The sequence below is a fragment of the Mesorhizobium sp. M1D.F.Ca.ET.231.01.1.1 genome (assembly GCF_003999155.2).
Taxonomy (GTDB): domain Bacteria; phylum Pseudomonadota; class Alphaproteobacteria; order Rhizobiales; family Rhizobiaceae; genus Mesorhizobium.
Genome location: NZ_RZOZ02000018.1, coordinates 1 through 18,814 on the forward strand (window position 1 = coordinate 1; position 18,814 = coordinate 18,814).

An 18,814-nucleotide genomic window follows, 5' to 3' on the forward strand; every position below is an offset into this window, starting at 1 on the left:
TGGAGGGCGTGCCCGAAGCGCTGACGGCCATCGCCGACACCATCGCCGACAACAACGGACAGCGCCAGTCGATCGCCAACCAACTCGCCAATCTCAAATGCCCGGTGCTCCTGATCTGGGGCGACCACGACCAGATCGTGCCCGTGCCCCAGGCCGCAGACCTGCCCGCCAACGCAAAGCTCACCGTCATCCAGGACGCCGGCCATATGCCGCAGATGGAGGCAGCTTCAACCGTCAATATCCACATCACTCAAAACATCAAGGGTGAGTGAGGATGCCTCGACGCCCTATTCGATTATTTTTGAGGCAAACATGTAAACGTTAACATTTAGCGCACCGGCTGAAGAGGAGCGGCTTCCGCTTTGGGCATCCATCGACTGGGCTGCCGCTCGCAAAGTGAACTGAAACAAGCGAACCGGAAGGCGCCCGATACGCGCCATGCGACCTCGCCAACAGGAGTAGGAGGCCGCAAGTGTCTTTGAACGGATCAGGAGACGATCAATGTCCGAACGTATGGCTGGAAAGCGTGCTCTTGTGACCGGGGGGGTCGCCAACATCGGCCTCGCCATTGTCGAGGCGTTCGTCGCCGAGGGCGCGATCGTCTCGGTCGTCGATATCGACGCGGCGAGAGGTGTCGATCTCGAGCGACGCTTCGGCGGGAAAGTCAAATTCGTGCAAGCCGATCTTTCTAAAGAGCAGGACATCAAGGATGCGATCGCCACGGCTGCAAAATGGATGAACGGCATCGACACCTTGTGCCTAAACGCCGGCATCCAGCTTTCGGGCAGAGCCGAGACTTTCTCGACTGCGGATTGGGACAAGGTATTTGCAATCAACGTGAGAGCGAATTTCGTCTTTGTGCGTGAATCCCTGAGTTTTCTCAGGCAGGGCGGAAAGTCGTCAGTTGTCATGATGTCCTCGCTTGCCGGCAAGCGCGGAGCACCAGGTCTAACGTGCTATTCGTCCTCGAAGGCCGCGGTCATCGGTCTGGCGACTACCCTTGCGCTTGAGCTGGCATCGGAGGGCATTCGCGTCAATGCCGTGTGCCCCGGATGGATCGACACACCGTTCAACCAGCCCGTCATCAACTTTATGGGGGGCCGCGAGAAGCAGGAAGCGGCTGCCAAGGCCGTCATCCCGCTCGGCCGGCAGGCGACCGCGCAGGAAGTCGCGCCGCTGTTTGTCTATCTCGCTTCCGATGAATCCTCCTACGTGACCGCGCAGGCGATCAACGTTGACGGTGGCATCTACAACTAACCTGCATCTCGGCACCAACCAGGGCAAGCAACCATCATGACCAAAGCTATTACGCATGAATCCGCATTCAAGGCTCTCCAGGCCGGCGCGGCAAAGGCAAGAGAGATGTCGGAGCCGTCGTCCCTGGCGATCGTCGACCAAGGCGGCAATTTGCTGGCCTTCATGCGAGTGGACGATGCCGCCCTCTCAACGGTGGAGATCGCCCAGAGCAAGGCCTACACGGCGCTCGCTTTGCGTTCCCCGTCCGGAAACTGGCTCGAGGCCGTTCAGCCGGGTGCCCCGCTCTATGGTCTCGAAGCCTGCGGCGGCAGGCGGCAGTTCGTGGTTTTCGGCGGAGGCTTACCGGTGCGCGACGGCAAGACCGTCATCGGTGGCGTCGGCGTGTCCGGCGGCCCTGCCGAGACCGACGTGGCAATCGCCGAAGTCATGATCGCCAGTCTTCAGCTGGCATGAGTGCCGTAGACCCATCCAAGAAAGGTTATCCAAGATGTCAAAACACAAGGTTCGTCTGGAATGGACTGCCACGCCACATCCTCAGCAGCCGACATACGACCGCGACCATAAAGCAATCATCAGCCCGCAAGTGACGATCCCCGTGTCGGCGGCCGCGGAATTCCTTGGCAACGCCGCACTGGCTGACCCGGAACAGCTGCTGGTGAACGCGTTGGCAAGCTGCCACATGTTGTACTTCCTGGCGATCTGCGAAGGCAGCGGCTACAAGGTTACAAGTTATGTCGACGAGGCGGTCGGCGAGGTTTCCAAAAACCCGGAAGGCGCCCAGGCCGTCACGTCGATCACACTGCACCCTGTCGTGACCTTTGGCTCCGACAAGCGGCCGGACCGCCAGGCGCTGGAGCGTCTTCATCATCGTGCTCACAAGGGCTGCTTCATAGCCAATTCGATCAAGTCGAATGTGACCATCGACTTGGGTTGATCTTTGGCGGGTCAACGTCAGGTCCCTGCCGACGATCAACGCAATCCGGAAGCAGTCGATGTCGATGTCTCCAAGTAACCCTCGGGTGTGCCCGGCCGCTCTTGCCTCTTTTTTGGGAGATTAGGAAATGAACGTGGGAACGAACCTCAAAGACATGGAAGTCGGCTTCGACGTGCCGGCCCTTCCTGGAATGAGCGTCGACGAAATCCAGACCCCTTGCCTGATCCTCGATCTTGATGCGCTCGAGGCCAACATCCGCAAAATGGGTGATTATGCCAAGGCCCACAAAATGCGCCATCGGGCCCATGGCAAGATGCACAAGTCCGTGGATGTCCTGCGCCTGCAGCAGGAACTGGGCGGTGCCGTCGGCGTCTGTTGTCAAAAAGTATCCGAAGCGGAGGTGTTTGTTCGCGCAGGGGTCAAGGATGTGCTGGTGTCGAACCAGGTTCGTGATCCGGTAAAGATCGATCGTCTGGCGCGCCTGCCGCTGCTTGGGGCGCGGATTATCGTCTGCGTCGATGATCTCCAGAACGTGGGCGAGTTGTCGGCTGCGGCCCAGAAGCACAATACCTTGATCGAATGCTTCGTCGAAATCGACTGCGGTGCCGGACGCTGCGGCGTCACCACGAGCGCGGCCGTGGTCGAGCTTGCCAAGGCCATCAATGCCGCGCCGGGCCTAAAATTCACGGGTGTTCAGGCCTACCAGGGGGCTATGCAGCACATCGAGAAGTACGAGGATCGACAGGTCAAGCTTGATGTCGCGATTGCACAGGTCAAGGATGCCGTCCAGGCACTTAATGCCATTGCCCTCGAGCCTGAGCTTGTCAGCGGCGGCGGCACGGGCAGCTATTATTTCGAGAGTACTTCTGGCGTCTACAACGAGCTCCAGTGCGGCAGCTATGCCTTCATGGATGCTGACTACGGCCGGGTTCTCGATCAGGCAGGAAAGCGGATCGACCAGGGCGAATGGCGCAACGCACTCTTCATTCTCACCAGCGTCATGAGCCACTCGAAGCCTGATAAAGCCATCTGCGACGCCGGGCTCAAAGTGCAGTCAGTCGATTCCGGATTGCCCTTTGTCTACGGCCGCAATGACGTGAAATACGTCAAGGCGACGGACGAGCACGGCGTTATCGAGGATCCGAACGGTGTGCTGAAGGTAAACGACAAGCTGCGACTGGTTCCCGGCCACTGCGATCCAACCTGCAATGTGCACGATTGGTATGTCGGCGTGCGCAACGGCAAGGTCGAAACGCTGTGGCCGGTTTCCGCCCGCGGCAAGGCTTATTGAGCGGCGGTCCCTCGGCCGCTGGTCCTGCAGGTGAGACCTGGCGTTGGGCCGAGATCGGAAGCGGCTGTTCCGGCTATCGCGACCGCGCCAATTTTGAATTGGAGCAAATACCATGCTTGATCCGCTGAGTCAGAGCGGCAAAAACATCGCCAAGACGATCGAGAACTTCATGACCCTCGACCTGACCGGCGTCGGGTTGATCGGCAGCATCTATGACGCGCTGCAGAAACGCCAGCCAGGTCCGGCGTGCATGAACGCTGCCAGTCTGATCTGCGAGCGTGTACGGCAGGTCAGCGGCCCGGTCGTGATCGCGACGGGTTTTCCCGAAGGTGCCGGTGTGCCCGAAACCGACGGCCCGGTTGGGGCCGCCCTCCTGGCGCGCGCCCTGTTTTTGGGGCTCGGTGTCGAGACCATCATTGTGACCGACAATGACTGGGTTGAAATGATGATCGGCACCTGCCGTGGTGCGGGGTTGGCGCCGTTGCCATTTCCCGCTGACGGGCTGATCAGACCGGTGGACTTCATACGCCCGGTCTACATCCGCGGCGTGCCGAAAGAGAAGGCCGGTTGCACGGCCATAACGGACGCGCTGCTCGATGTCACCAAACCCTCCCTGGTGATCTCGATCGAGCGGCCCGGCCGCAATGACCGGGGCCTGTACCACGGCCTTGGCGGCCGGCCACTCGACGGTCTTGTGGCCGACCTGGACCAGTTCTTCCTTCGCGCCAAATCCCAGAACATTCCCTTCATCGCGATCGGCGACGGCGGCAACGAACTGGGCATGGGCGTGATCGCAGATGATCTCAAGGCATTCTCGCCCAAAGCCGAGGATAGTGGGCATCCGGGCCGCGGTGGCGTTGCGGCCGCAACGGCAGCTGATCATCTCATCGTCTCGAACGTCTCCAACTGGGGTGCCACCGGTCTGATCGCGGCACTTTCTGCGCTCCTTCAGAAGCCGTCGGTCTTTCACGATGGCGAACTGGAACGCAGATGCATCGAGCAGTGCGTGGCCTTCGGCGGCGTCGACGGGATGTTTATGGGACCCGAGCCTGCCGTGGACGGCATTTCCGCGACGGAGTGGGCCGGGCTTGTCACCAGTCTGCGCAACACGCTCGAACGGCTGAGCGGCCGCGTCGTCGGCTGGAAGGGCCAAACAGGCGACTGGCGTCAATTGAAGTAATGCCAGGCGCGTTATCCAGGTCGTTCACTCATAGGAAGGTGCAGCCAATGTTCAGCCAGAATCCGATCTTCATCCCTGGCCCCACCAATATTCCGGAGGTGTTGCGCAGGGCCGTCGATATGCCAACCGTCGACCACCGCAGTCCAATGTTTGCGAAAATTCTGCATCCAGCCCTGGAAGGGGTGAAGAAGGTGATCAGGACGGAGCGGTCTGACATCTTTGTCTTCCCGTCCACCGGCACCGGCGGGTGGGAGACCGCGATCACCAACACACTTTCGCCCGGCGACAAGGTCCTTGCTACGCGTAACGGCATGTTCAGCCATAAATGGATCGACATGTGCAAGCGCCATGGACTTGATGTCGAAGTGGTGGTGCAGGAATGGGGCGAGGGCATTCCCGTCGGTCGCTTCGAAGAGATACTGACGGCAGATAAGGCTCACCGCATCAAAGCAGTTCTTGCCACCCACAACGAGACGGCGACAGGCGTTTGTTCCGACATAGCCGCAGTGAGGAAGGCTATGGATGATGCAGGGCATCCGGCACTTCTGTTTGTCGACGGTGTAAGTTCGATTGGATCGATCGATTTTCGCATGGATGAGTGGAGGATCGATGTCGCCGTTGCCGGAAGCCAGAAAGGCTTTATGCTGCCGCCAGGCTTGGCGATTGTCGCATTTTCGCCCGTTGCGCTTGAAGCGGTCGCAAAGTCAAGGCTGCCACGCACATTCTTCGATGTTCGGGACATGGCGAGCGGATATGCCAACAACGGTTATCCCTACACGCCGCCGGTTGGTCTGCTGAATGGTCTGAAGGTTGCAACCGAAATCCTCTTGGACGAGGGCGTCGAGAACGTGTTTTTGCGCCACCGTCGCATCGCGGAAGGCGTCCGCCGTGCCGTCGATGCATGGGGCCTGCATCTTTGCGCTGCACGGCCCGAACTTTATTCCGATACAGTCAGTGCTATCCGAGTTCCGGAAGGTTTTGACGCCAACAGGATCATCGCGCAGGCCCTCCACACCTATGGCGTCGCGTTTGGAACGGGGCTCGGCGACGTCGCCGGCAAGGTCTTCCGGATAGGTCATCTTGGAAGCCTGACCGATGTGATGGCCCTCTCGGGTATTGCCGCGGCGGAGATGGCCATGGTCGACGTGGGTCTTGACGTGAGGTTGGGATCGGGCGTCGCCGCCGCGCAGGAGCACTATCGACGCAATCAAGCCAGGCATCACCCTTTGGCGGCCTGAAGGCGGATCGGACACATGAAAATTCCAACAATTGGTGACGTGCTGACTGCTCGCGAGCGGATTGCCCCGTACTGTCACCGCACGCCGATCTTGACGTCGCGCGTGCTCAACGAACTGAGCGGTGCCCAGCTCTATTTCAAGTGCGAGAACTTTCAGAAGGCCGGAGCTTTCAAGGTCAGAGGTGCCTCCAATGCCGTTTTCGGCCTGTCGAAAGATCAAGCAAGGAAGGGCGTTGCGACCCATTCCAGCGGAAATCACGGGACCTGCCTTTCATACGCCGCCGGGCGCCGGGGCATAGCCTGTACTGTTGTCATGCCGCGAACTGCCCCCCAGGCCAAAAAAGATGCCGTCAGTGGATACGGTGGCCGTGTTGTCGAGTGCGAGCCGTCGACATCCAGCCGCGAAGCGGTCTTCGCCGATGTGGTGGGGGAGACGGGGGCCGAATTTGTCCACCCCTACAACGACCACCGTGTGATCGCGGGCCAGGCCACATGCGCGGCCGAACTGGTGGATCAGGTCGAAGGGCTTGATGCGGTGGTCGCGCCAATTGGGGGAGGGGGGATGGTTTCTGGGACTTGCCTGACGCTCGCAAGCCTGGCGCCGAAGGTAAAGACCTTCGCAGCCGAACCTGAAAAGGCTGATGATGCATATCGCAGTTTCAAAGCTGGGCACATCATCGCCGACGATGCGCCGGACACCGTCGCGGATGGGCTCAAAGTCCCGTTGAAGGAACTCACCTGGCATTTCGTCAGCAACTACGTCAGCGATATTCATACTGCATCCGAACAAGAAATCGTCGATGCCATGAAGCTGATCTGGAAGCGACTGAAGATCGTCATGGAGCCTTCAAGTGCCCTACCACTTGCCACAATCTTAAAGCACCCCGAGGTCTTTTCGGGAAAGCGAGTAGGCGTCATCATCACAGGCGGCAATGTCGACCTGGAAAAGTTGCCGTGGAACTAAGGCGATGCGAGCGACGCTTTCGGCCGAGCAGATCCGTGGCGCGGTCGGGCAATCGCTCGCGAGCCAACAGGGCTGACCCATGATCATTATTCCCGAACACGCAATAGCTGAGCTCGTCTCGCCCGCAGACTGCTTGACCGCGGTCGAAGGGGTGTTTGCTTCCATGTCTAACCGGTCGGCCTACAATTTTCCCGTTGTTAGGGAAGCAATCGGCCATGCCGACGCGTTGTACGGCTTCAAATCCGGGTTTGATCGGGACAGGTTGGTTCTGGGTCTCAAATCCGGCGGGTTCTGGCCCGGCAATATCCAGCGCGGCCTTGCCAACCACCAATCGACGATCTTTCTTTTCGACGCGGACACTGGCCGGTGTCGCGCCGTCGTGGGCGGCAATCTGCTGACCGCTATGCGGACAGCCGCGGCATCAGCGATTTCGATTAAGTATCTTGCACGCCCGAAAGCGAAGATTATTGGCATGATCGGCGCCGGCCATCAGTCGACCTTCCAACTCAAGGCCGCTCTCGACCAGCGGCCGTTCGAAAAGGTCGTTGCCTGGAACATCGATCCTTCAATGCTGGTGCGCCTGGAGGCGGTTGCGAAGGAAAGAGGTCTTCCATTTGAATCAGTCGATCTTGACCAATTGGGTCGGGAAGCTGATGTGATCATAACGATCACTTCTTCGTTCAAGCCCATTTTGATGGCATCGCAGGTCCGGCCAGGTACCCATATTGCCTGCATGGGGACCGACACCAAGGGCAAACAGGAAGTGGAAGCCGAACTCATGGCCGAGGCGACCGTTTTTGCCGATGAGATCACGCAATCGGCGACAATTGGCGAGGCACAGCACGCGGTGGGGCAAGGCCTTATTTGCCGGGGCGACATTGTCGAGATCGGTGCGGTAATCCGCGGCGATCATTTTGGTCGGACCGACGCCGAAGAGATTACTCTGTTCGACGGAACAGGCGTGGGATTGCAAGATTTGGCCGTCGCCTCGGCAGCCGTCGAGAGGGCGATCTTGAAGGGCATCGCCTTAGACGTGGATTTCTAGGAGGCCGCAGTTGCGGTGGGCTGAGTGCGTATTCCGGTGATGCCGGACGGCTATTCCAATCTACTTGGCCAGATCCTAGTTATCTTGCACTGTACTTCGGGCGACAGGCGCTCGACTGAACACGGTCACGAACGCCACGAGCAACAGGTGCAGTCATTGCCGCTGGCCCGGGCTTTAGCGCCCATACGAGAGCGGCCGATAAGACAGATCCAATCTGACTATCGTGTTCTGGCGTAGGCAGAAGCCCTAGTTCAGTTCAATGTGCCTGCCCGCTCGGTCAGGTGTGGGCAAGATTGAATGGGCGTCTGTCATAGCCTGGATTTTCTTCCTGACCTCGCTTGGAAACGGCGTTACCTTCGGTCCGGACAGATCTACATGCAATGACAGGGTTTCGGACGTTGCCGCCAGCCAGCCGTCGACGTGGTGGATTTCCTGGTAGGTGCTTATCCTTTTCTCGTCGTGGTCGAGAACCTGCAATTTGACCACTATTTTGTCGCCCTTGTGCAAAGGGCGAACAAAGCAAAGGTGTGTTTCCGCGGTGTAGTAAGAGAGCCTGAGCAGCTCAGTGTAGGCCGCACCCATCCCCATAAGCTCAAAGGCGCCTTCCGCACCGCGGTCGAAGATGACACCATAGTAACCGAGCGTGAGCTGGCCCTCGGAATTGCACCACTCGGACTCAAGCTGAATGGGCCGAGAGATATACGGTGAAGGTAATGTCATGAGGGTCCTCGCTGTCTTCAAGCGTTCCAAGCCGGTTGACGCGCATTCTTTGACCGGGCGCTGGTCACGCATCCACGCTGCCCAACTGAGCCCCTAAGCCCTTGGGCCGCAGGATTGGCCTCCACTTACCAAGGGCTTTTTCCAGGCAATCCGACATGTAGGGGGTCATAGGCGTTCTCTTGCGCCTTGACGTATCGACATGCAGCATCAAGTGCTCGCCCGTCGCCACGGTCAGATCGCGAGCCAAGTCCACCACATATTGGTAGATGTGCAAGCGCACGGAATCATATCCGATCATTTCAGTAAACACGCGTAGCGGCGTCCCTACGCGACATTCCTTCAGATTGCGCATCACCCCGTGAACGGAAAAGAAGCTGTAGCCCTGTAGGCGGTAGTCCTCGGTGAAACCAAGAGCCCTCAAAAAGTTTTCGCCCGCGTCAGCCAAAACCTTGTAATACTGCCATTCCGTCATATGACCGTTGTAGTCGATCCAGATCGGATCGACGGCGGTCTCCAAAGTCAGCAACGCATTTGCCTGCGGCGTCTCGTCGGGGGCTCCCGCATTGAACCTGGCGACGGGCACGTCAGTTGACCCCCATGATATCAGCGTCCATTTCAATGAACGATCCCTGGCCGACATTTATCTTGGCAACGATGCCGGCGATTTCGGCCACGACGGGCTGCTCCATCTTCATCGCTTCCATTATGGCCACCGTGTCCCCTGGGCTGATGGCATCTCCCTCTTGAACGCATACCTCCATTATCAGGCCCGATAGCGGCGCCTTGATGCCGATGCGATAGGGCGGCGGCTCCGTTTCCGAGGAGGCAGACAGCTCCTGCTCGTCAGGCAGGGCCTCTGGAAGCCTGACCGCCGGCGCCGCGCTTCCCACGGTGAATGACTTTGCTGCCTCGGCCAGTCGTTCAAGTTCGGCGTCGATCCAGCGGGTATGTACTTTGAAGTCCTCAGCGACAGGTGCAGAAAACTCGGGAGATATCAGGATGGCCTGGTGGAGAGGCGTGATTGTCGTAAGGCCTGCAACCCGGAGCTCGCCCAGCGCGCGCCGAGCTCGAGCCAGGGCGTCTGCCCGATCCTGGCCGGCAACGATGACCTTGCCAATCATGGAATCGTAGTACGGGGGCACCGTGTCGCCATCGGCATAGCCGAAATCAATGCGAACGCCTGGCCCGGCCGGGAGTTGCATGCCAGCAATGTGGCCGGGGGTCGGGCGGAAATCGGCCCAGGGGTCTTCAGCATTGATCCTGAACTCGATCGCGTGTCCCCGAACTGCAGGAAAGCTCGCTGGCAGCGGCTCGCCCTCGGCGATCCTGAACATCTCTCGAATGAGGTCGACCCCTGTCACTTCCTCCGTCACTGGATGTTCGACCTGAATTCGTGTGTTCACCTCCAGGAAGAAAATGTCGCCATCGCTTGTCAGCAGAAACTCGCAGGTTGCAGCCCCTTGATATCCGACCGCCGAAAGAACAGCCGAGGAAGCCTCTGTCAGCCGGGCGGTTTGCTCGGGCGTAAGGAACGGAGCCGGGGCTTCTTCCACCAGTTTCTGATGTCGCCGTTGCAAAGTGCAATCGCGCGTCGACACCACGGCCACGCTGCCGTAGGCATCCGCCAGGCATTGCGTTTCGATATGCCGGGCATGCTCGATGTAGCGCTCTATGAAGCACTCGGGCCGCCCGAATGCGAGCTCGGCTTCGCGGCGCGCGGCGGCGATTTGCCCTTCGAGGTCAGCCTTGTGGCGAACGATCCGCATGCCCCGCCCGCCACCGCCGTTCTGAGCCTTTACGATTACCGGCAAGCCATGTTCCTCGACGAACAGGCGCGCTCTTTCGGTTGTCAGCTCATCCTCCTCCCAAGAAGGAAGCAAGGGCGCTCCGGCGCGCCTTGCAATCGCTCGGGCGGCGACCTTGTCGCCCAACTGCGCGATAGCCTCAGGCGAAGGCCCGATCCAGATCAGGCCGGCCGCTTGCGCGGCCGCCGCAAATGTTTCGTTCTCCGAGAGCAAACCATAGCCCGGATGAACAGCGTCAACTCCGGCCCGTGCCGCGATGGCAAGGATCGCCTCCTGGTTCAGGTATGTCTCGCGCGGGGCGTTTCCCTTCAGGACGTGGCATTCGTCAGCGCTTCGCGCATGCATGGCCTGCCGATCGGCTTCCGAGGCAATGGCAACGGACGTGTAGCCGGCGTCCTTGCAGGCGCGCACTATGCGGAGTGCGATTTCCCCACGATTGGCTATCAGGATTTTCTTCATGGTATCGCCCATCAAGTTCGTCAGCTATCGAGAAGAACGGCAGCGGAGCGGTCCCATGTGATTGAGACTTCCTCGTCCGCCTTCGGGAGTTCAGTCTTGCTGCACTCGACCAGGATTTCTTTGCCGTCAGGTGCCACGACCGTCACGAGGCATCTGCTACCCAAAAACAGGGTCCGCCTGACCTTGACTTTCAGGGGCTGCGCAAGCGCAGCGTCGGCTGCTCGGCCCGGATTGAAAAAGATGTCTTCGGGTCTCACCAACAGCGCTAGGCTCGACGCTTTCGCCCGCTCGGCTGTGCGTTTGGCCAGGCTTACGGGGCCATAGGTGGTCATTGCGGTGTCGTCTTGCACGAACTGGGCATCGATCAAATTGGCCTCACCCAGGAATTTCGCGACGAACCGCGAGCGCGGTCGCGAGTAAAGATCACTTGGTGTGGAATACTGCAAAATCTCTCCGTGTGACATGACGGCAATCTTGTCAGAAAGGATGAAAGCCTCCTCCTGATCATGCGTCACGTAGACCGCGGTGATGCCGGTTCGCTGCTGCAGTTCGCGAAGATCTGCGCCGAGTTGCTGGCGCAGCCGGCGATCCAATGCACCCATTGGCTCGTCTAGGAGTAGAAGCGACGGACGATAGGCCAATGCGCGTCCAATCGCTACCCGTTGCTGCTGACCGCCGCTCAGTTGGCCAACCGTGTGCTCGGCGGAGTGGGACAACTCGATCAGGTCGAGAATCTCTTTGACGCGCACCTCTCGGTCAGTGGCGCTCCAATTGTGCAGCTTCAAGGGGTAGGCAATGTTCTCGGCGACATTCATATGCGGAAAGAGCGCATAGTTCTGAAAGACAAACCCGATGTTGCGGGCCTGGACGGGCAGGGCGGTGACGTCCGTATCGCCGATGCGAATATGACCCCGGGTAGGCGTAATCAGACCGGCGAGGGCACGCAAAAGCGTGGTCTTTCCAGAACCTGACGGTCCCAGCAACGTACAGAACTGGCCGCCCGGCACATGCAGCCTCGTGGACTTCAGGCCGACGAAGCCGTTCGGGAATCGCAATTCGAGCTCGTCAATCGTGATGCTGTTCGCGGCGGTCGGCGACAAGGCATGTTCAACAGTTCGGGAAGCTCGCATAACAGTCCGTTTTATCACGTTTGTCCAAAAACAGGTCAGCGCTTGGCGGCCGCTGGGCGATCATAGCGCCCTCAATGTCCCTAATGCAAGGCGGCTTCCGTGCTAACTTTGCTCAATTTGTGCCTTGACGGCTCCACGCTCCGGTGTTTTTAATATGACAGTTGTAATAAAACAAGGAAGGGGAATGGCATGACATCGCTTAAGGCACTTGCATGCGCGCTGATTTGCAGCGTTGGCGCACACTCAATTGCATTCGCGGCAGAGGTTTTACCCAAGCAGGTGCGCGACAAAATCAAGGGCGAGCTTGTCTGGCATGACGCATCCGGGGGAGCGACGACCCGGGCCCGGGACGAGACCACCAACAAAGACTTCGCCGGAGAGACCGGCATTACAATCAAGTCGGACTTCAACGCCGATACCACGAAGTTCTTCGCCGCGGAGGATTCCGGTGCCCAGATTCCGTGGAGCTTGATCGAGTTCCCGACCAAGGGCGATTTCATTCGGGCGCGTGATGCCGGGTACGTCGAGAAGCTCGATCCTTCGATCGTCGACTTCTCCAAGTTGGACAAGGACGCCCACGACGATTACGGCGTCGATGTGATGCGTTACGGCATTGTCCTGACCTACAATACGCAGAAGTTTTCCGAGGCCAATGCCCCGACCAGCCTGCGCGACCTGTATGACCTTTCCAAGTTTCCGGGAAAGCGCTGCATGTTCAAGTACCCGCAATTCGGCGCGGTCCTTGAGTCCGCACTTCTTGCCGACGGCATTTCGCGCGAAAAGCTCTACCCGCTCGATCTCGACAAGGCCTTTGCCAAGCTCGACTCGATCAAGTCCAGCATCCTTTGGTGGAGCAATGGCGACGATGCCATCCGGCTGCTGTCGAGCGGTGAGTGCTCGATAGGCGTAGCCTGGAGTGGCCGCGTCTACAATGCCGTGAAGAACGACAAGGCGCCACTTGCGATCGCCTGGCAGGACTCGCTTTATTCATCGGCCGTCTATGCCGTGCCGAAAGGAGCTCCAAACGCGGTCGCGGGACAAGCAATGATCGCTCATTTCATTGCCGATACCGAAGGCCAGAAGGCTCTGGTGAAGCAAATCACCTACGCAACGGGCATCGCAGACCTGGCGCCGGCCGACTATGGCGAAGATGTTGCGGCGTGGATTGTAGCGGGCGACAATGCCAAGAAGGCGATTCTGGAGAACGCCGACTACTACGCCAAGAACCTTCCTGACGTGGTTGATCGGTTCAATCGTTGGGTCGCTCTGAACTGACCCTGCCGGAGACCTTCACGCCATGCCACGGATTGTGAACCACAACGAACGGCGACGCCAGATATGCGATGTCCTTCTGGACATCGTGGCCGAGTCCGGGATGACGGGGGTCACTATCCGTGCCGTGGCGGAACGCTCGGGCTGGTCGACCGGCGTCATCGGTCATTACTTCCACGGTCGTCAGGACCTGTTGCTCGGTGGTTTGCGCCGGGCGGCCGAAATTCTGGCAGAGCACAATACGCGGGTCCTCACCACACTCGATGGCCTCCAGGCGCTCGAGCAGATTCTTGAGGGCAGTGTTCCGCTAGACAGCCGGCGGCTGGCCCTGAGCAGAATTTTCTTCTTCTTCTTCGTGGAAGCAATAACCGACAAGCAGTTACGCGAAGAGGTCGAGTCTTACCTGGTAGGCTGGCGCAAGTCGGTAGCGACCGCTTTGCGGCGCGCTCAAGAGCATGGCGACCTTCCAGGCGACATCGACCGAAAGGCAATAGCGACGGACCTTGTTGGACTGGCAGATGGCCTGAGCCTGCATGCCCTCCTCGACGAGGATGTAATGGCCCGATTGCGTGAGCAGTCGCCGGTGCGTTTCTGGATCCGGCGCCTCACAACCATTGCGTCGCCTGGTGGCGCAAGCGGTCCTGCGTCGCCAGTTGAGATGCGTGCGACTGGCTAGCGTCGCTCGTCAAACTTTGTGGAAGCAACACCATGGTCAGCTCTAATCTGAGTGCGCTCGGCTGCGTATCGTCGATCCTTGGGGATTACGGCCCCCAGGCTCTGCAGCAGCCCGACAAGGTTGCGCTTGTCTGGGAGAATGGCTCACGGACATATGCTCAGTTGCGAGAGCGAGCTCTTCGGCTTGCCGCTGCGCTGCGCGGCATGGGTCTGCAGACCGGCGATCGCGTCGCGACGCTGCTGTTCAATCGCGGCGAGACCTTCGAGCTTTATTTTGCATGCGCCTACGCGGGACTGACTTTCGTTCCCGTGAGCTTCCGGCTGACCTCACCCGAGATAGCGTCGATCCTTAACGACTGCGAAGCCGCCGTGGTCTTCACGGAACCTGATTTGATGGCCACGCTCGAAAGCGCGCTGCCGTCCCTCGACCGGCAGCCTCGCATCGTGATGCTGGAGAATGTTGCTGGTGGTGCCGAATTCGAAAGGCTGGCCACAACGATCGCACCGATTGGCGCACCCATCCCAAATGATGTGCACATGATCCTCTACACATCAGGCACGACCGGTCGTCCCAAAGGGGTTGCCATGCGGTCCCAGGCGATCGTCTGGTGCGCCATGCAGCAGGTTACGCAATTCCGCGGCCTCGACCATAGCTCTGTCATGCTGCTCAACGCACCTATGTTCAACACGGCTGCGATGAACGAAAGTTCTGTTCCGACCTTTTTCGTCGGCGGCACGGTGGCGATCATGCCCAGCCGCGGTTGGAGCGCCGGGCGTCTGATCGACTTCATCGGTCGGTGGCGTGTGACCCACGTGCTTATGTTTCCCTCGATGTTCCGCGATCTGATCGCCGCCGACAACGATGAGCGCGTGCCTCTCGATACAATGTCATGGTGGTACACAGGGGGCGAGAACTGTCCTCCGGCGCTGATGGCCGAAGTCCGCCGGCGCTGGCCGCACATCAGCCTGACGATCTCGTACGGATCGACTGAATCGGGCATGGCGACGCTTATCGAAGGCGACGACATCGAAAGGCACCCCGGCTCAGTCGGCAGGGTCGTGCCCGGACAGTCGATCCGCCTTCTCGATCCCGACGGCGCAGAGGTGCCTGTCGGTGAGGTGGGCGAGGTCTGGACGGCGGGTCCATCGGTGATGAGGAACTATTGGCAAAGCCCTCAGCTCGATGCTGATACCGTTCGCGATGGTTGGCTCAAGATCGGCGACCTTGCCCGCATGGACGAGGGAGGTTGGATCTACATTGTCGGTCGCACCAAGGACCTGATCATCTCCAAAGGGCAGAATATCTATCCGGCCGAAATCGAGAATGCGTTGCGGCAGCATCCCGCAGTTCTCGATGTCGCGGTCGTCGGCGTGCCGGATCCGGAGTTTGGCGAAGCCGTGTGCGCCTGCGTGATCTTGCGCAAGGGAGAGCTCGCCGGAAAGGACGAAATCCTCGGTTTCGCGCTACAGCGCCTCGCCTCATACAAGAAGCCGCGGCACATGTTTTTCATGGAAACATTTCCAGTCCGCAACGCGACCAAGATCGACAAAGCCGAGCTCGCCCGTATCTGCGCGACGATGCTCGCCGATAGCGTAGGAGCATGACCATGGCCAGCCTTCCGCATGCTGAGTGGACGCCCTTACTCGAAGAACTTGAGCGGCGCCGCGTCGTCGCCATGGCCTCAGGCGGCCCTGACCGAGTGGCGCGCGAGCACAAGAATGGCCGATCGACCGCGCGTGAGCGCATCCTCAAGCTAGTCGACGACGGAAGCTTCCTGGAGATCGGAACTTTCGTGACTACCCCGACGAAGGACGGAGCATTGCTGGCGTCCACATTTGTCTGTGGGCTCTGTGAGATCGACGGGCGTCCCGTTGCCATCGGGGCAGAGGACTTCAGTGTCGAGGGAGGCGGCGTTGGCGTGCACCTGCCGCGCTACAAAGGTGGCTGGACCGGTTTCATTGAAGAATTCGCGTTCGGCTATCGTATCCCGCTGATTTTGCTCATCAATGGCGTGGGCGGCTCCGTCATCCTGCAGGAAGCCATAGGCTATCCGGAGCTGCAGGCGGCCAAGCCAACTTTTCCAATGTTCGACATCATGGAACGGGTGCCGGTTCTGACCGCCGTCCTTGGCCCGACGGCAGGGAGTTCTGCTGCCCGAGCGCACCTGTCGCATTTTTCCGTAATGACCAAGGACAACGGCTGCCTGTTCGCCGGCGGACCACCGGTCGTCAAGCAGGCGCTGGGGCTTGAGATCGACAAGTTCGCGCTGGGCGGCGTCGACGTGCATGTCCGCACCTCCGGCATCATCGACAATCAGGCGCAAAATGAAGACGATGCCCTGGCCATGCTGCGGCAGGTATTTTCCTATCTGCCGAATAATGTGAGCGAGGCTCCCTCCGTCCAGCCAACCTGGTCGGCGAATGACCAGGAAGAGATCCTGGCGATCGTCTCCCCAAGTGCCCGCCGCATCTATGATGCGCAGGCACTGCTGCGCTGCGTGGCGGACACCGACAGTTTCTTCGAGATAGCACCCGACTATGGCCGATCAGTGCGCACGGGTCTCGGGCGCATAGAAGGGCATGTGGTCGGCTTGATTGGCTCGGACAATCGGTTCCTGGCCGGCTCGCTTGATGTGTCTTCCTCGCTCAAGCAAATGAAATTTGTGGAGCTGTGCGATCGCTTCCACATCCCGATCGCCTACCTCGCGGACGTGCCGGGCTTTCTGGTCGGGCCGAAAGCCGAAGAAGCCGGCGTCCTGAAATTTGGTGCAATGGCGTTGCGGGCGATCCAGAAGGCACAGGTTCCCGTCTACACCGTGCAAGTGCGTCGCTCCTATGGTCTGGGCGGAGTAGCCACCGGTAGCGCCAACCCCATGAGCTTACGCCTAAGCTGGCCAAGCGCTGCCTGGGGCGACATGCCGGTCGAGGGCGGAGTCGAGGCCGCATTCCGTTCAGAGTTGAATGCGGTTGCTCCTGATGAGCGGCCCGCCTTGAAGGAGAAGCTCACCAAGCGGTTTGAAGCGCAGACTTCCGTCTGGCGCGCGATCGAAAACTTCTCCGCCGAGGAAATGATCGATCCCCGTCATACGCGCGGCCACCTGGCCCGGCTTGTCAAATTATTCTACGCGCGCCCAGCCACAAGTCCGGCGTCATGACGAGCGCAGTTGCGGTCGGCGGCGGACGCGTTGCCATGCGAGCTCGGCGCCTCGCTTTGGTGGCGCCGGCAGGTGTTCTGTTCGGCTTGATGCTGTTCTGGCCCCTCTACAGCATCCTGCTGCGCAGCCTGAACCAGCGTGGCCGGGCCGTCTTCGACAGCATCTATTGGGGGAACTATCTAGCGATCGCGAAGGACGACCTGCTCCGGCAGGTGGTTTTGGAAAGTCTGATGCTTGCGATCGCCGCGACGGCAATCACCGTCATGCTGGCCTTCCCGACCGCCTACATCATTTCACGTCTGTCGCGCCAGATGTCATCACTTATGATGGTCGTCATCGTGATGCCCTTCTGGGTGTCCATCATCGTCAGGCTCTTTGCTTTTACGACGATCTTGGGGCAGCAGGGAATCATAAACACAGGCCTTGCCGCGTTCGATCTCGGGCCGCTGCCGCTCCTCTACAATACCTTTGCGACCATCACCGGCATGGTCGCCTATCTGCTCCCGTACCTGATACTGATCCTGGTCTCCGCCATGCGAGCAATCGACGTCTCGCTGCTGACCGCGGCTCGAACGATGGGCGCCGCCGAGCGCCGTGTCTTCCTGGATGTTTATTTCCCGCAGATACGGCCGACATTGCTGAGTGGGACCGTGCTCGTGTTCGTGCTGGCGCTGGGCTTTTTTCTAACGCCTGCGATCCTTGGCGGGCCGCACAACCTGACCATCCCGATCTTCATCCAGCAGCAAATCCAGATCTATCAGTGGGGCAAGGCTGCGGCGATGGGCGTGGTGCTGCTGCTGGTATCCACGCTGGGCTACCTGATCGCCCTGCGCGTTGGCGGCAAAGGGATATTGGCTCCGGTCCAGTCAGGCACGCGCGGTGCAGCGGCAGACGAGCCACTAAGGTTGACTGGAACCACTCTCATTTGCGCGGCTGCGCTTGGCGCGGTGATGATCATTTTGATCCTGCCGCTCCTCATCGTCATCCCCACTGCCTTTACCGAGACGACCCAGATTCGTTTTCCGCCCGTCGGCTTCACTTGGAAGTGGTTCGCCGAAGTCGTCACGTCCGACACTTGGGTCGAAGCCTTCCTTAAAAGTGTGCGGGTTGGCTTGGCGACCGCGGTTTTATCGACATTGTCCGGTCTTGCGCTCGCACGCGCCGGGGCGCGCATGGGCTCCGGTTTCTGGCAGGGCGTGATCCAGGTGATTGCAATCGCGCCGCTGATCGTTCCCGTGATCCTTCTGGCGATCGGCATTTTCGATGTCCAGGGCAGACTGGGTCTGATTGGTACCGACGCGGGGCTGGTCCTCGCGCATGCCGTGCTTTGCGTTCCGCTGACGTTTTTGGTGCTGGCTAACGCCCTGTCCTTTGTCGACATATCGATGGAGCAGGCGTCATGGACCATGGGTGCCGGCAACATAAGAGCCTTCTGGTCCATCGTCGTGCCGAACATCATCCCCGCCGTCATCGGTTCCTTGATCATCTCCTTCGTGACGTCTTGGGACGAAGCGGTCATCGCGATGTTCCAGACCAGTTTCGACAAGACCCTGCCGGTCACCATCTATTCGCTCCTGCGCAGCGGCATCACCCCCGCCGTATCGGCCGTCGCGGCGATTGTTACAGCTCCGGTCCTTGTAGGCGCACTGATCTACGGCGTTCGGTCCGCCAGAAAAGCCGGCTGAAAAGA

The 18,814-nt window shown here is 59.7% G+C and carries 18 protein-coding genes; 14 read left to right on the plus strand and 4 right to left on the minus strand.

The features are described from left to right. The 9 genes from EN874_RS30115 to bhcD form a co-directional block, all read left to right on the plus strand. Nucleotides 1–272, plus strand: a 272-nt coding sequence (locus EN874_RS30115; RefSeq protein WP_135882253.1) for an alpha/beta fold hydrolase, incomplete at its 5' end; no start/stop codon positions are given. Between the two features lie 241 nt (nucleotides 273–513). Then, nucleotides 514–1,257, plus strand: a complete 744-nt coding sequence (locus EN874_RS30120; RefSeq protein ID WP_245513779.1) for an SDR family NAD(P)-dependent oxidoreductase — start codon at nucleotides 514–516, stop codon at nucleotides 1,255–1,257. 36 nt (nucleotides 1,258–1,293) lie between these two features. Further along, complete coding sequence (locus EN874_RS30125) at nucleotides 1,294–1,710, plus strand: heme-binding protein (protein ID WP_127426777.1); 417 nt, start codon at nucleotides 1,294–1,296, stop codon at nucleotides 1,708–1,710. Nucleotides 1,711–1,744: 34 nt separating this feature from the next. After that, entirely contained in the window at nucleotides 1,745–2,191 is a 447-nt protein-coding gene (locus EN874_RS30130; protein WP_127426778.1) for an OsmC family protein, read from the plus strand. 127 nt (nucleotides 2,192–2,318) lie between these two features. Next, nucleotides 2,319–3,482, plus strand: a complete 1,164-nt coding sequence (bhcC, locus tag EN874_RS30135) for a 3-hydroxy-D-aspartate aldolase BhcC (protein WP_127426779.1) — start codon at nucleotides 2,319–2,321, stop codon at nucleotides 3,480–3,482. Between the two features lie 112 nt (nucleotides 3,483–3,594). After that, the gene (locus EN874_RS30140) at nucleotides 3,595–4,662 is read left to right on the plus strand and encodes a DUF4392 domain-containing protein (protein ID WP_127426780.1); all 1,068 of its coding nucleotides are present in this window, start codon (nucleotides 3,595–3,597) and stop codon (nucleotides 4,660–4,662) included. 47 nt (nucleotides 4,663–4,709) lie between these two features. Next, a complete protein-coding gene (gene bhcA, locus EN874_RS30145; RefSeq protein ID WP_127426781.1) occupies nucleotides 4,710–5,900 on the plus strand; it encodes an L-aspartate--glyoxylate aminotransferase BhcA in 1,191 nt (396 codons plus the stop codon). A 15-nt stretch (nucleotides 5,901–5,915) separates the two neighbouring features. Then, nucleotides 5,916–6,863 (plus strand): beta-hydroxyaspartate dehydratase BhcB, encoded by a 948-nt coding sequence (bhcB, locus tag EN874_RS30150; protein ID WP_127426782.1) that lies wholly within the window; start codon nucleotides 5,916–5,918, stop codon nucleotides 6,861–6,863. Nucleotides 6,864–6,942: 79 nt separating this feature from the next. After that, a complete protein-coding gene (bhcD, locus tag EN874_RS30155; RefSeq protein ID WP_127426783.1) occupies nucleotides 6,943–7,908 on the plus strand; it encodes an iminosuccinate reductase BhcD in 966 nt (321 codons plus the stop codon). 246 nt (nucleotides 7,909–8,154) lie between these two features. Here bhcD and EN874_RS30160 read toward each other — a convergent pair whose 3' ends face one another. The 4 genes from EN874_RS30160 to EN874_RS30175 are packed head-to-tail and all read right to left on the minus strand — an operon-like array spanning nucleotide 8,155 to nucleotide 11,992. Then, nucleotides 8,155–8,700: a thioesterase family protein gene (locus EN874_RS30160; RefSeq protein ID WP_348631756.1), complete on the minus strand. Its 546-nt coding sequence runs from the start codon at nucleotides 8,698–8,700 to the stop codon at nucleotides 8,155–8,157. Further along, the gene (locus EN874_RS30165; RefSeq protein ID WP_168247669.1) at nucleotides 8,693–9,211 is read right to left on the minus strand and encodes a thioesterase family protein; all 519 of its coding nucleotides are present in this window, start codon (nucleotides 9,209–9,211) and stop codon (nucleotides 8,693–8,695) included. Before EN874_RS30165 ends, EN874_RS30160 begins: the two co-directional genes overlap by 8 nt. 1 nt (nucleotide 9,212) lies before the next feature. Then, complete coding sequence (locus EN874_RS30170) at nucleotides 9,213–10,892, minus strand: biotin carboxylase N-terminal domain-containing protein (protein WP_127426785.1); 1,680 nt, start codon at nucleotides 10,890–10,892, stop codon at nucleotides 9,213–9,215. 20 nt (nucleotides 10,893–10,912) lie between these two features. Beyond that, entirely contained in the window at nucleotides 10,913–11,992 is a 1,080-nt protein-coding gene (locus EN874_RS30175) for an ABC transporter ATP-binding protein (RefSeq protein ID WP_168247670.1), read from the minus strand. A gap of 219 nt (nucleotides 11,993–12,211) precedes the next feature. Here EN874_RS30175 and EN874_RS30180 point away from each other — a divergent pair, with 219 nt between their 5' ends. The 5 genes from EN874_RS30180 to EN874_RS30200 are packed head-to-tail and all read left to right on the plus strand — an operon-like array spanning nucleotide 12,212 to nucleotide 18,809. Next, nucleotides 12,212–13,297 carry an extracellular solute-binding protein gene (locus EN874_RS30180; protein ID WP_127426787.1) on the plus strand — a complete coding sequence of 362 codons (1,086 nt, stop codon included), beginning with the start codon at nucleotides 12,212–12,214 and terminating at the stop codon, nucleotides 13,295–13,297. A gap of 22 nt (nucleotides 13,298–13,319) precedes the next feature. Continuing rightward, the gene (locus EN874_RS30185) at nucleotides 13,320–13,970 is read left to right on the plus strand and encodes a TetR/AcrR family transcriptional regulator (RefSeq protein ID WP_127426788.1); all 651 of its coding nucleotides are present in this window, start codon (nucleotides 13,320–13,322) and stop codon (nucleotides 13,968–13,970) included. Nucleotides 13,971–14,002: 32 nt separating this feature from the next. Further along, entirely contained in the window at nucleotides 14,003–15,574 is a 1,572-nt protein-coding gene (locus EN874_RS30190; RefSeq protein WP_127426789.1) for an AMP-binding protein, read from the plus strand. Nucleotides 15,575–15,576: 2 nt separating this feature from the next. Beyond that, complete coding sequence (locus EN874_RS30195) at nucleotides 15,577–17,124, plus strand: carboxyl transferase domain-containing protein (RefSeq protein WP_168247671.1); 1,548 nt, start codon at nucleotides 15,577–15,579, stop codon at nucleotides 17,122–17,124. After that, entirely contained in the window at nucleotides 17,121–18,809 is a 1,689-nt protein-coding gene (locus tag EN874_RS30200) for an ABC transporter permease subunit (RefSeq protein ID WP_127426791.1), read from the plus strand. The genes EN874_RS30195 and EN874_RS30200 overlap by 4 nt, the downstream gene beginning before the upstream one ends. The last annotated feature ends 5 nt before the right edge of the window (nucleotides 18,810–18,814 follow it).